Below are 13,791 nucleotides of genomic sequence, written 5' to 3' on the forward strand. Positions count from 1 at the left end.
TTTGGCACGCGCTTGCAATTCGGCGCGTGCTTTTTTGTTCTCAGCAAGTTGCCTTTCTGAATCAAAATAGGAGGCAGCATTATGTCCAAAGTTCTATTTACGTCCGAATCCGTCACCGAGGGGCATCCCGACAAAATCTGCGACCAGATTTCCGATGCCATTCTGGATGCTATCCTGGAAAAAGACCCCGGTGCCCGCGTCGCCTGTGAGACGACCTGCTCCACCGGCCTCGTCCACATCATGGGCGAGATCACGACCAACTGCTATGTGGATATTCCGGCCGTGGCCCGCGGTGTCATCCGCGACATCGGGTATGACCGCGCCAAGTATGGCTTTGACTGCGACACCTGCGGAATCATCACCAACATTGACGGCCAGAGCCCCGACATTGCGCTGGGCACCAACGATGAGGTGGCCGGTGCCGGCGACCAGGGAATGATGTTCGGTTATGCCTGCAACGAGACCCCCGAACTGATGCCGCTGCCGATCAGCCTGGCACACAAACTCGCCAAGCGGCTGACCGAGGTCCGCAAGAACGGCACGCTGGAGTATCTGCGCCCGGACGGCAAGAGCCAGGTGACTGTTGAATATCAGGACGGCAAACCGGTGCGTGTTGACGCGGTGGTCATTTCCAGCCAGCACAGCCCCAATGTCAGCCAGGAAAAGCTCCATGCCGATATTCTGGAACAGGTCATCCGCACCACCATCCCGGCCGAGCTGCTGGATGAGAACACCAAGTATTTCATCAATCCGACCGGCCGCTTTGTCGTCGGCGGCCCGCAGGGCGATACCGGCCTGACCGGCCGCAAGATCATCGTGGATACCTACGGCGGCTATGCGCGCCACGGCGGCGGTGCGTTCAGCGGCAAGGACCCCAGCAAGGTGGACCGCTCGGCGGCCTACGCAGCCCGCTGGGTGGCCAAGAATGTGGTCGCAGCCGGCCTTGCCGATCAGTGCGAGGTGGAGCTGGCCTACGCCATCGGCGTGGCGGAACCGGTTTCCGTCATGGTGGAGACCTTCGGCACCGGCACGGTGGACCAGGACAAACTCCAGGCGGCGGTGCGCAAGGTGTTTGATCTGCGCCCGGCGGCCATCATCCGCGACCTGGATCTGCGCAAGCCGATCTACCGCAAACTCGCAGCCTACGGCCAGATGGGCCGCGAGGATCTCGGTGTGAAGTGGGAAAATACCGACCGCGTCGAGGCTCTGAAGGCTGCGCTGGCAGAATTGTAAAAAAGTTTCAGAATGAAACAAAAGCCCCGGCCCGGGAATTACATCCCGGGCCGGGGTCTTTGCTTGCCCTTGCAAAACGCCCCATAAAACTGTATAATATTTTGCATAAAAATTACCAGATGGGGATGGGGATATTGTTAGGTACAATCGTGAATGCGGCGGCCATTGTGGCGGGCGGCGGTGCAGGACTGCTTGTGAAGAAGGGAATCCCAGCGCACCTGGAGCGGGCGCTGCATCAGGCCATGGGTCTGGCGGTGATCGTCATCGGCATGAACGGCGTCATCACCAACATGGTCACAGCCAATGCGGACGGCACGCTTTCCTCCTCGGGGGAACTGGTGCTCGTGTTCAGTCTCGTGCTCGGCGTTCTGGCGGGGGAGACCCTCCGGATTGAGGAGCATCTGTCCAGCCTCTCCGACCTGGTGGAGAAGCGTCTGCATCTGACCGGTTTCGCCGCCAGCTTTGTGAACGGCACACTCATCTATTGTGTCGGCGCCATGGCCATCATCGGTGCCATCGACGACGGCCTGCGCGGCAATGCGAGCGTGCTGCTGGTCAAAAGTACGCTGGACGGCATCTCGAGCATTGTTCTCGGCGCGACGATGGGCCCCGGCGTGATTTTCGCCTGTATCCCGGTGATGCTCTATCAGGGCAGCATCTCGCTGCTGGCGGGAGTTCTGGCGCCGGTGCTTCAGGGAACGCTGCTGCACCAGCTCTGCGCGGTCGGATATGTCCTGGTTGCCTGCATCGGCGTCAACTTTCTCGGAACCTTCCATATCAAAACGGCCAACTTCCTGCCCGCTCTCCTCGTGCCGCCGGTCTGGGCGGCGCTCTCGGCACTGCTGTGACACCGGTTCTGTATCATAAAAAGGAAGCTCTTTCCTGTCGGGAAGGGCTTCCTTTTTTATTGCAGTCCCAGGGACCGGGCATATCGGTCCAGCTCCCGCTGGTTGTGCAGGATCACCAGCTTTTCGGGATAGCGGTTCCGGACATCCCGGTAACTCCGGGTCCGTTTGCCGGTCCGGCTGTCCCAGAGCACCCAGCGCAGAAACTCGGCATCCAGCTTTTCGGGACAGCCCGGCGCCATATCCTCCCGGGTCCGGCCGCGATACCGGCGATACCGGCGCCAGAGGCGGAACAGACAATTCACCCGGTTGAAGGCCAGCAGCACAATCTGGTCCGCCTCCGCCATCCGCCGTTCATACAGCAGGTTGGTGTAGTTGCCGTCTATGACCCAATCGGCGTTCCGGTCCAGAAATTCCCGGGTCATGGCGAGCTTTTCCGGCCCGGTCCGTTCCTTCCAGCCGGGAAGAAACTGTATCTGATCAAAGTGAAGAACCGGAATGTTAAATTTTTTTGCCAGAGCCTGCGCCAGGGTGGACTTTCCACTGCCGGAAAACCCGATGATTGCAATTTTCATAAGTCCTCTTTTCGCAGCTGCGTAAAAAACAGAAAACGGTTTCCTTATCATAGCGAAAAGCGCCAAAAAAGTCAACGGTTTGCCAAACACGGACAAATGGGCTATAATAAATAGGATAATTTGGGACACTGTGTCCTGTCGGGAAAGGAGGAGCGCTGCATGGCGTCGGAGCATCCGGAACAACTGCTCAAGCTGGAAGGCGTTGTGGAGCATGTGATCTACGAAAATCCGGACAGCGGTTACGCGGTCTTTGAAGTGGATGCCGGCGGAACGGACGTCGTGGTTTCGGGCAATGTGGGCAGTGTGGACAACGGCATGTCCGTCACGGCCTACGGCTACATGGTCACCCATCCCAATTACGGGGAACAGTTCCATGCCGAAACCTGTGAAGCCTCGCTCCCCCAGGATACCGCCGCGATGCTCAGTTATCTTTCAAGCGGCGTCCTGCCCTATATCGGACCCTCCACGGCCAAAAAGATCGTTGCCCGCTTCGGCGAGGAGACCCTCAACGTGATTGCCGACACGCCGGAAAAGCTCTGCGAACTCAAGGGAATCACACCCCAGAAAGCGGCGGCCATCTCCGCCGAGTTCCGCAGGATGTTCGGTGTGCGGGAGGTGATCGCCTGGTTCGCAGGGATCGGGCTGTCGGCACAGATGGCGGTCACCGCTTACCGTACCTTTGGCGCCCATACGGTCGAGGTTCTCAAACAGAACCCCTATCTGATGTGCAACGAACCGCTCAACCTCAAGTTCGGGCAGGTGGATTCCATTGCGGCACAGCTGGAATTCGGGCAGGAAACCGAGATCCGTCTGGAAGCCGGACTGCTCTACGCGCTGCGCCACAACGCCAACAACGGTCATACCTGCCTGCCCGAGGCCAAACTGATCGAGACCACGTCCCGGTTCATCAAGGTGGGGCCGGAACAGGTCGGCACCGCATTGCAGGATCTCATCGACCGCGAAGAGATGCGACGCCGGACCTTTGAGGGCGTGGATTACATCTATCTGCCCGATCTGCTGAGCGCCGAACAGGACATTGCGGCGCGGCTGGGGGAGCTGTCCTCCTACCCGACAGAGCCACCGCCCACGCTGGACAGCGACATCCGCGTGCTGGAAATGACGCAGGGATTTGCCTATGCGCCGCTGCAGCGGGAAGCCATCCGGCTGGCGCTGTCCTCCCGGGTCATGGTGCTGACCGGCGGCCCCGGCACCGGTAAGACCACCACCGTCCGGGCCATCCTGAGCCTGTACGAAGGCATCTACGACCGGGTGGCGCTCTGCGCCCCGACCGGCCGGGCTGCCAAACGACTGAGCGAACTGACCGGTCACAATGCCTCGACGATCCATCGCCTGCTGGAGGTGGATTACACAACGGGCACGGTCCGGTTTATCCATAACGAAAAGAATCTGCTGCCGTTTGATGTGATCATCCTGGATGAGATGAGCATGGTGGACGCCAAGCTCTTTCAGGCACTGCTGGCGGCAATGCGGTACCATACCCGCATCATCATGGTGGGCGACGCCGATCAGCTGCCCAGCGTGGGACCTGGCAGCGTTCTGGGAGAAATCCTGCAGGCGGATGTGCTGCCCACCGTGCGGCTGACCGAAATTTTCCGCCAGTCCCGCAAAAGCCTGATCGTCCAGAATGCCCACCGCATCGTCAACGGAAAAATGCCGGAGCGGGGAGGCAAGGAGGATGACTTTTTCATGATCGAGTCCTCCGGCCTGGCCTGTCAGAAACTGGTCTGCGACCTGGTCAGCGTCCGGCTCCCGAGAACCTACGGCCTGGACCCCGTCAAGGATATTCAGGTGCTCTGTCCCACCAAGGTGGGGCCCACGGGCAGCCTGGAACTGAACCGGAAGCTGCAGGCGATTCTCAACCCTCCGGCGCCGGACAAACCCCAGATCAGCTGGGAACAGAGCGGCCGGATTCTGCGCTGCGGCGACAAGGTCATGCAGATCAAAAACGACTATGACATTCCCTATGAACGGGAGGGCGCCGAAGCCGGGGTAGGGGCCTACAACGGCGATATGGGCATCGTCACGGCGGTGGACCCCGACAGCCGCGCCGTCACAGTGCTGATGGATGACCGCAAATATGTCTACGGCGCCGATCAGCTCAACGAGCTGGAACCCGCCTACGCGGTGACGGTCCACAAGAGTCAGGGCTCGGAATTCCCGGCGGTGATTCTGCCGGTGGCCGATGTGCCGGCTCGGCTGTGTTACCGCAACCTGCTGTATACCGGCGTGACCCGTGCCCGGAAACTCTGCATTCTGGCCGGGACCCGCCGCACCGAACAGAGTATGATCGCCAATGTGCGGCAGAATATGCGGTACAGCGGCCTGCGCTATCTGCTGAAAGAAGCAGCCGGAGGCAAATCGTGAACGCCGCGGCGGTATCGAAATATGGCGAAAGGCTGCTGGCCGCGCTGTATCCGCGCCGGTGTGTCCTGTGCGGGGAGGTCCTGCACGGCGATACCTGGAACGGAGCGGTCTGCCGCCGCTGTGCATCCGAAGCGGAGCGTCTGCGCCATGCACCGCCCCGCCTGCCGGACACCGAACATTTCTTCTATGCGCTGACATCGGCGGCCGGAGCATTCTATTACCATGGCTGTGTGCGGCACAGTATTCTGCTTTGCAAGCGGTTCGGCCGGCCATGGTATGCGCGTGAGATGGCAGATCTGATGGCGGTGCTGGTCTTTGGCGCCGATCCGGCGGAATTTCCGGGCAGGCGTCCCTGGTACGGCGCGGTGGAAGGGTTTCCGCTCTATCACCGGATTGTGCCGGTCCCGCCGCGGCAGCGCCGCCGACTGGCAGAAAATCTTCCCGAACTGCTGGCCCGCCGCCTGGGTCAGACCCTCGGCATTCCGGTCGAGCATCCGCTCATCCTGACCCGGAAGATCCGGCCCCAGAAATCCCTTGACGCGGCACAGCGCCGCAGGAACACGCTGGACGCCTACGGCTGCCGGGCCGGGACGGATCTGACGGGCAAGCGCGTCCTTCTGGTGGATGACGTGATCACCACAGGGTCCACGGTTTCGGCCTGTGCGCTGGCGCTGATCGCGGCCGGGGCGGTGTCGGTGGACGCTGTCTGTTTTGCCGCCGACGAGGAACTGCCGCGGGACAAGCAGCGCGGCGTGACTTCATTTTTCCAAATGCAAGGAGACAACCTTTGATGAAACAGTATGACATCGGTCTGGATCTGGGAACAACCTCCATCATCATTGCAACGGAAGAACAGGGCGTGGTGTTTCATCAGCCCAGCATCGGCGCCGTGGATACCCGCAGCAATACGGTGCTGGCGGTGGGGGAGGAAGCACTGCGGATGGTCGGCAGGGCGCCTTCCTATATTGATCTGATACGCCCGCTGCGGGATGGCATCATTCAGGATCACCGCATGACCAACGAGCTGATTGTGCGGTTCATCAACGAGGTGTGCCGCTCCCGCCTGATCAAACCCCGGGTGGCAGTCTGCGTCCCGGCGGGCATCACGGGGATCGAGGCGGACGCTGTCGTGGAAGCGGTCATGTCGGCCGGGGCACGGCAGGTGTTCCTGGTCGATGAACCGGTGGCCGCCGCGCTGGGCGCGGGACTCGATATCCGCAAACCGATGGGCTGCATGGTCATCGACATCGGCGGCGGCTCCACCGACATTGCCGTCATCAGTATGGGCGGCCGCGTCCGGGCGGCCAGCCTGCCGGTGGCGGGCAATGCCTTCGACAACTGCATCGCCCAGTATGTCCAGGAAAAATTCAACCTTGCCATCGGCCCGCTCACGGCCGAGGCACTCAAAAAACAGGTGGCCTGCTGCTCCATCAGCGAATTTGAAGGGGTCATGGAGGTGCGCGGCCATTCGTGGGAAACCAATCTGCCCGCCCGCCGCCTGATCTATACCCGCGATCTCTATGAACCGGTGCGGGAACTGGCGGCCCGGATTGTGGCGGCGGCCCATAATGTTCTGGAAAGCACCCCGCCCGAACTGGCGGCCGATGTGTCCAAGACGGGCATCCTGCTCACCGGCGGCGGTTCGATGCTGCGCGGCCTGGCCGGATATCTGGCCGGTGAACTGCACGTCGATGTGGCCATTGCGCCCGATCCCCTCAACTGCGTTGCACGGGGCACCGCCGCCAGCCTCTCGCTGGGCAAGTATCTCACGGCCGGATTCCGGGATGCCACGCCCAAGGTGTGGCACAGCCGTCTGCAGAATGGCCTGACTTCTTTTTCCGGCTGAAAAAATGTGCTATACTGTACGCAAACAGATCTCTATCAAATGATAAGGACAGGTTGACTATGCCCGATACGATCACTTCCGAATTTCTGTCTCTTCGCAACCGATATATTGCGTCCTGCTTCACAAAACTCAATCCGATGCAGCAGCAGGCGGTGTTCACCACCGAAGGCCCGCTGCTCATTCTGGCCGGCGCCGGGTCCGGAAAGACCACCGTGCTGGTCAACCGGATTGCCAATATCATCCGCTTCGGGCGTGCCTACGGCTCCACGGAACTCAGCCGTCCCGTCACCCAGTCCGATGTCGACCAGCTGCGCACCGCCGTTGACTCCGGCAAACCGGTTCCGCAGTCCCTGATGCCGCTGCTCAGCGTTGCACCGGCCCGTCCCTGGAATGTCCTGGCCATCACCTTCACCAACAAGGCGGCCGGGGAACTCAAGGAACGCCTCAAGACGATGCTCGGCGACACGATGGGCGGTGACGTGAATGCCTCCACCTTCCACTCGGCCTGTGTGCGGATTCTCCGCCGGGACGCTGAGCGCATCGGGTTCCCCAACAGCTTCACGATCTACGACTCGGACGATCAGCAGCGCGTCATCAAACAGGTCTACAAGGAACTGATGATCGACGACAAATTCCTGCCGATCAAATCCGCCATCGCCCAGATCAGTGGGTATAAGGATAAGCTGCTCTCCCCCAAGGATGTGGCGGCAGAGGCACCGCGAGACACCAAGGCGGCGCTTGTCAGCAAAATCTATTCGGCCTATGCCGCACGTCTTCGCACGGCCGGTGCCATGGATTTTGACGACCTGATCTATCATACGGTCCAGATGCTGAAAACCGATGCCGAAGCGCGGGAATACTACCAGAAGAAATTCCGCTACGTCGTTGTGGACGAATACCAGGACACCAGCGTGGCGCAGTTTCATCTGGTCCGCCTGCTGGCGGGCGGCAGCAACAATGTCTGTGTGGTCGGCGATGACGACCAGAGTATTTACAAGTTCCGCGGTGCTACGATCGAGAACATCCTGAACTTTGAAAAGGTGTTTCCCGGCGCCAAGACCATCCGCCTGGAACAGAATTACCGTTCCACCACCAACATTCTCAATGCGGCCAACAGCGTCATCCGCAACAACAACGGCCGCAAAGGCAAGACCCTGTGGACCCAGAACGGCGAGGGCGATAAGGTGCATCATTACACGGCGGCGTCCGAGCAGGACGAGGCAAGCCATGTGGCCGAGATCATCGGTCAGAACCTGCGTGCCGGCGCCAGCCTGAAAGATCATGCCGTCCTGTACCGGATGAACGCGCAGTCCAACCCGATCGAAACATATTTTGCCCGCGCGGGCATCCCGTACCGCATTGTGGGCGGCCAGCGCTTCTTTGACCGCAAGGAAGTCAAGGACATCAACTCCTATATGGCGGTTGTCGTCAATCCCCGCGACGATGTGCGTCTGCGGCGGATCATCAACGAACCGGCCCGCAAGATCGGTGCCACTACGGTGGACAAGATTGCCGAGCTGGCGTCCTCCCGCGGGGTTCCCATGCTGGAAATCATCCGTGATGCCGCAACCTTCCCGGCACTGGCGCGCTCGGCCTCGGCACTCGGCAGCTTTTATGCGATGTACCGGGAACTGTGCGATCTGTCGGTAACGCTGCCGCTGGATGAATTCGCCGGCGAAGTGATCCGCAGAACCGGTTATGAAGCAATGCTCAAGGCGCAGAAGGAAGAAGGGGAAACCCGCCTGGAAAACCTGGGCCAGCTGGTGTCCTCCGTCAAGACCTATGTGGACCAGAACGGTGAGGAAGCCACCCTCTCGGGCTTCCTCGAGGAAGTGGCGCTCATCGCGGACATTGACTCCTACGATGAGGAGGCGGACTCCGTGACGCTGATGACGATGCACAGTGCCAAGGGCCTGGAATTCCCATATGTCTTCATCATCGGCATGGAGGACGGCGTGTTCCCCGGAGACCTTGCGCGGTACAGTGAGGAGGAAATGGAGGAAGAGCGGCGCCTGTGCTATGTGGGCATCACCCGCGCCAAGAAGGAGCTGTATCTCTCGTCCTCCCGCAGCCGGATGATCTTCGGCCAGACGCGGCGCAATCCGCCGTCCTGTTTCCTGAGCGAGATCGACCCTTCCGTCATGGATGAGACGGAAAGCCCCGAACTTGCCTACAGCGGCGGGTTCGGTGCCGGCTACGGGACGTACAGCACGAACGTCCCCGGCGGACGCAGCGGCTACTCGGGCGCCTCTCGCGGGTATCTCAACAGCGAGTACAACCGCGGTTTCGGTGCGCGGTACAGCGGCGGTTTCCGCAGCGGGTTTGCCTCGGGCGGCCATGAAAGCCCCAACTATCCCGGCGGACGCCATACTGTACAGGAAAGCGGCTTCGGTGCCGGATACGGTTCCTCCCGCGTCAACACCCATTCCGGCACCCCGGCAGCCCCGGCGGGCGGCGGCTCGACGCTGCAGCGTACCCCGGTGGCCGAACCCCGCAAAAAAGCGGCATCGTTTGCACCCGGAGACTTTGTGGATCACAAGGTGTTCGGGCGCGGCAAGGTGCTCAAAGTCACGCCGGTGGCCGGCGACTGTATCGTCGAGATTCAGTTCGACCGTGTGGGCGTGAAAAAGACGATGGCCAACTATGCGCCTCTGACCAAACTCAGCCAAAAATAAGTTCAGCAAGAAAGAGGGAAAATTCATGCTGGTGACATTGATCGCCCACACCAACGACCCCGAAAAAACCGTTGCCGCTGCGGCAAAACTGTGCTACTCCGATGCACATATCGAGACCCTTCTGGAGGGGCTGACGCCCGACAAGACGGCGGCGTTCCTCAAAAAGCTCAGCGATATGGGCCATGCCAGCCCGATCGAACACGCCAGTTTCACCTTTGGCATCGAGGGCGTATCCAGGACCTTTCTGGCGCAGGTCACGCGCCATCGGATTGCCTCGTTCAGCGTGCAGAGCCAGCGCTATGTGCGGCTGGAGGATTTCCGGTATGTGATTCCGCCGGAGATCCAAGCCATCCCCGAGGCAAAACAGAAATTTATAGATGCCATGAATGAGGACGCTGCCCAATACCTCTCTCTGGTCCATACGCTGGAAGAACAGCATACCCGGACCCTGATGGAGCAGGGGATGACCGAACAGCAGGCCCGCGCCAAAGCCAGCAAGAAAGCCAACGAGGATGCCCGCTTTGTGCTCCCCAACGCCTGTGAAACCAAGATGGTCATGACGATGAACTGCCGCAGCCTGCTGAACTTTTTCAACCTGCGCTGCTGCAACCGCGCCCAGTGGGAGATCCGCGCCGTGGCGGATGCCATGCTGCGGCTTGTCTATCCGCTGGCGCCGCATATCTTTGCCGCGGCCGGGCCTCGCTGCCTGACCGGTCCCTGCCCCGAAGGACAGATGTGCTGCGGGGAACAGGAGGCGGTACGCCGGAAATACATGGAACTGAAACGGGAGGTACAAGCAAATGGGTAAGCTGATCATTTTTGAAGGGCTGGACGGGTCCGGCAAAGCGACGCAGGCCGAACTGGCCTGCAAGAGCCTCAAGGAAAAAGGGTATGACCCGCTCAAAATCACCTTCCCGGATTATGAAAGCGACTCTTCGGCGCTCGTCAAGATGTATCTCTCCGGCAAGTTCGGCAAAAAGCCCGATGACGTCAACGCCTATGCCGCATCCACCTTCTTTGCGGTGGACCGGTATGCCAGCTACAAGACGGACTGGGGCGCAAGCTACCGGCAGAACGGGCTGATCATTTCGGACCGGTACACGACCTCCAATGCCGTGCACCAGTGCTCTAAACTCCCGCCGATGCACTGGGACGGATTCCTGGAATGGCTGTTTGACTTCGAGTACAAGAAACTCGGCCTGCCGGCGCCCGACGCGGTGATTTATCTGGCCGTGGACCCCGAGGTCAGCCATCGTCTGCTCAATGCGCGCTACCATGGCGATGATACCAAGATGGATATTCAGGAGCGGGACTCCGAGTACCTGGCCCGTTCCCGCGCCGCGGCGGAATACTGCGCACGCAAGCTGGGCTGGAAGCGCATCGAATGCACCAAGATGGAGGATGGCATCAAGACCATCCGCAACATGGAGGAAATTCATGCCGAGGTACTTGCGAATCTGGAACAAATATTGTAAACTGTGCTGGATACAGGAAGAGGAAACACCATGCTTTGCAAAGCGACTGAGGCGGACCTGGAACAACTGATTGCTTTCCGCCGTCAGGCATTTGGCGGCAGCCGGCAGCAGGCCGAGGACTGGCTGTGCGGGATCATCGGGCTGGACAATCTGCTGCTGCTCGCCAAGGATGTGGCACAGCAGAAACCCCGGATCGCCGCCATGCTGGGCGCGGTGCCGGTGGAATGCGGGCATCACCGCGGGGTGTGGTTCTGCGGGATGGCAACCATCCCCGAACTGCGCGGCCGCGGTTTGATGACAAAGCTGCTGAGCACCTGTATGCGTGCCTACGGAGCCAACGGCTGTGATTTTGCGGTGACGGCGCCGGAAAACTCCCGCGCCGCCAGAAAGCTCGGAGAGATGGGATTTGAAAACCGCTTTCCGCTGCGCATCATCCGCAAACCCATTGCCCACAATCTCTGGGCCCGGGCGGATTTTGACGCCATGACGGTGCGCCGCCTGATTGATACCCGGCAGCGCTATCAGCCCGGCTGCGTGCTGCTGCCCGAGTCCTCGATCAGTGAGATGATCAAACGGCTGTACCGGCAGGGACTGACCATCGTGTCCAATCCCAGGGGATACGGCCTGTATTGCCAGAATGACGATGTCCTGCAGTTTATTGAACTGCAGGCGGACAACGACCATTCCGCCGACATCCTGCTGCAAGCCGCGCGCGAGCAGACGGGTGCCACACGGGCGAGCATTCTCCTTGCTGAAAACCAGACACTGTATCTGGGGGAGGGCAAGCGCTGCGGTTACGGAATGATCTGTTTTCTGAATCGTCCGTTCCCGGTAACGGATGTCTACTTCCGCCTTCTGCTCTGAATGGCGGAACCGGAAAGAACAGGATTGTGCTTCTGACCGGGAAGTAAAAGGAGTAGTATTATGAGAATTAATCGTGAAGAGACTGCGGGTACCCCGCAAAACGATGGTTCCCAGCCGGAACGGCAGGTATACCATGCAGGACAGAACACGGGGGCGTCGCAGGGCAGACAGGTACCGTTTGCCTCGTCGCGCAAGTCACGGGCCGGCTCTCATCGCGCAGCGCCGTCTCCGGCCGCCCCGTCCCACGAAACCACCGACGATTCCCGGCAGAGCACGCCGACTCAGGACCAGAAGGCGGCCGCTGCGGCCCGTGAGGCGAAGATCCGGGAGGCTCTGTCACAGCTGACCCCGGAACAGCTGGAAAAGCTGCGTCAGCTGGCGGCCTACCGGGCGGCGCAGGCGGCCAAAGCCAAGCAGGCAACGCCGCAGTCCGAACCGCAGGCTGCCTCCGAGCCGGCGCCGCAAGCCGCTCCCGAGCCGCAGGCACAGCCGGCGCCCGAACCGAAAGAGCCGCCGGCCCCGCAGCCGGAAACTGCCGCCAGACCGCAGCCAAAGCCTGCCCCGAAGCCGCAGCCGGAAACGGCCGTCAAACCGAAAGCACGGCCCATCCCCGAACCGGAGCCGGAGGACATCCCCAAACCGGAGGATTTCCCGACCCGGGAACCCGCTGCGCCCCACTACGAAGAGCCGTCGGAGCAGCCCGCCGAACCGGAGGTGCCGCAGGAGACTCTCCCGCAGAGTGAGGAACCCGAGGAAGAGGAACGGCCGAAAAAGCGGTTCCCGGTCGGCTGTCTTGTGATTGTGATTCTGCTTGCGCTGGTGGCCTTCGGCGCCTGGAAAGTGACCCAGTTCTACGGAGAGGTGGACGGTGACCGGGAACTCGGCGAGAGCAAGACCATCACGATTGAACAGGGCTCCACGGTGGCGGACATCACGAACGTCCTCAAGGAAAACGGCATCATCGAATATGACTGGCTTTTCAAACTGTATGCCAAGTACAGCGGAAAGGCGAATGAACTGCAGTACGGTGACTTTGAACTCCGTTCGGGAATGCCGTACAACGATATTCTGCATGAGCTGACCTATCAGAAGGTCAAGCGCAAGACCGTCCAGATCACCTTCCCGGAAGGCTCCACTGCAGTGGCCATCGCCCAGAAGATGGAGGACAGCGGTCTGTGCTCGGTCGATGATTTCCTGGCATGTGCCAACGGCGATGACGGTTCGGACTTCAGCCAGTACCGGTTCTGGACCGAGATCCCCGATTCTCCCGGCCGCCTGATGAAGTGCGAAGGGTATCTGTTCCCCGACACCTATGAATTCTATCAGGACGATACCGTCTACAATTACGTCAATACCTTCTATAAGGAATTTGACGCCAAGACCAGCGGACTCTGGGATACCATCAACGAAAAGGGTACCTCGATGAATGATGTGGTCATTCTGGCCAGCTTCATCCAGGAGGAGGCCGGTCTGCCGGAGGAGGATGCCAAGGTCTCGGCCTGCTTCCATAACCGTCTGGAATCCACCGATCCCGAATGGGCGGATCATAAGCTGGAATCCAACGCCAGCAGCTATATCATGCAGGATTCCGACAACAACTATCTGTGGAACTCGCCGACGGCGGAGTATTACGGCTGGCCCGAGGCGGGCGCCATCCCGGAGGATGTGCTCAACGCCTATGACACCTACCGGATCAGCGGACTGCCTGCAGGCGCCATCTCCAACCCCGGATATGCCGCGATCGATGCCGCACTGAATCCCGACGAGGAATTCATGGCCGAGGGCTACTACTTCTTCGTGACGGGCAATCCGAACGGAGACTACCCGGGACAGTATTTCTACGCCAAGACGGCGGACGAACATCTCGCCAACTGCGCCAAGGCAGGCTGGTAA

The 13,791-nt window shown here is 60.5% G+C and carries 11 protein-coding genes; 10 read left to right on the forward strand and 1 reads right to left on the reverse strand.

Going from position 1 to position 13,791, the window contains the following annotated elements:
* The first annotated feature begins 81 nt into the window (after positions 1-81).
* Both metK and U0L91_RS08705 read left to right on the forward strand, forming a co-directional pair.
* Entirely contained in the window at positions 82-1,233 is a 1,152-nt protein-coding gene (metK, locus tag U0L91_RS08700; RefSeq protein WP_330046134.1) for a methionine adenosyltransferase, read from the forward strand.
* Positions 1,234-1,367: 134 nt separating this feature from the next.
* Positions 1,368-2,081: a DUF554 domain-containing protein gene (locus tag U0L91_RS08705; RefSeq protein ID WP_330046135.1), complete on the forward strand. Its 714-nt coding sequence runs from the start codon at positions 1,368-1,370 to the stop codon at positions 2,079-2,081.
* Positions 2,082-2,137: 56 nt separating this feature from the next.
* Here U0L91_RS08705 and U0L91_RS08710 read toward each other — a convergent pair whose 3' ends face one another.
* Positions 2,138-2,653, reverse strand: coding sequence for a DNA topology modulation protein (locus U0L91_RS08710; RefSeq protein WP_330046136.1), 516 nt, complete (start codon positions 2,651-2,653; stop codon positions 2,138-2,140).
* Positions 2,654-2,812: 159 nt separating this feature from the next.
* Between U0L91_RS08710 and recD2 the strand changes: the two genes are divergently transcribed.
* From recD2 to mltG, 8 genes are read left to right on the forward strand one after another with little or no spacing between them, the layout of a single operon-like run.
* On the forward strand, positions 2,813-5,038 hold the full coding sequence (gene recD2 / locus U0L91_RS08715) for an SF1B family DNA helicase RecD2 (RefSeq protein WP_330046137.1): 2,226 nt from the start codon (positions 2,813-2,815) through the stop codon (positions 5,036-5,038).
* Positions 5,035-5,829 (forward strand): ComF family protein, encoded by a 795-nt coding sequence (locus U0L91_RS08720; protein WP_330046138.1) that lies wholly within the window; start codon positions 5,035-5,037, stop codon positions 5,827-5,829. Before recD2 ends, U0L91_RS08720 begins: the two co-directional genes overlap by 4 nt.
* Positions 5,829-6,884 (forward strand): rod shape-determining protein, encoded by a 1,056-nt coding sequence (gene mreB, locus U0L91_RS08725; RefSeq protein ID WP_330046139.1) that lies wholly within the window; start codon positions 5,829-5,831, stop codon positions 6,882-6,884. Before U0L91_RS08720 ends, mreB begins: the two co-directional genes overlap by 1 nt.
* A 59-nt stretch (positions 6,885-6,943) precedes the next feature.
* Positions 6,944-9,559 (forward strand): ATP-dependent helicase, encoded by a 2,616-nt coding sequence (locus tag U0L91_RS08730; protein ID WP_330046140.1) that lies wholly within the window; start codon positions 6,944-6,946, stop codon positions 9,557-9,559.
* A 25-nt stretch (positions 9,560-9,584) separates the two neighbouring features.
* On the forward strand, positions 9,585-10,367 hold the full coding sequence (gene thyX / locus U0L91_RS08735) for an FAD-dependent thymidylate synthase (RefSeq protein WP_330046141.1): 783 nt from the start codon (positions 9,585-9,587) through the stop codon (positions 10,365-10,367).
* Complete coding sequence (locus U0L91_RS08740) at positions 10,360-11,034, forward strand: dTMP kinase (RefSeq protein WP_330046142.1); 675 nt, start codon at positions 10,360-10,362, stop codon at positions 11,032-11,034. Before thyX ends, U0L91_RS08740 begins: the two co-directional genes overlap by 8 nt.
* Positions 11,035-11,064: 30 nt before the next feature.
* On the forward strand, positions 11,065-11,898 hold the full coding sequence (locus U0L91_RS08745; protein WP_330046143.1) for a GNAT family N-acetyltransferase: 834 nt from the start codon (positions 11,065-11,067) through the stop codon (positions 11,896-11,898).
* A 60-nt stretch (positions 11,899-11,958) separates the two neighbouring features.
* Positions 11,959-13,791 carry an endolytic transglycosylase MltG gene (mltG, locus tag U0L91_RS08750; protein ID WP_330046144.1) on the forward strand — a complete coding sequence of 611 codons (1,833 nt, stop codon included), beginning with the start codon at positions 11,959-11,961 and terminating at the stop codon, positions 13,789-13,791.

The sequence above is a fragment of the Gemmiger sp. genome (assembly GCF_036306485.1).
GTDB lineage: Bacteria > Bacillota > Clostridia > Oscillospirales > Ruminococcaceae > Gemmiger.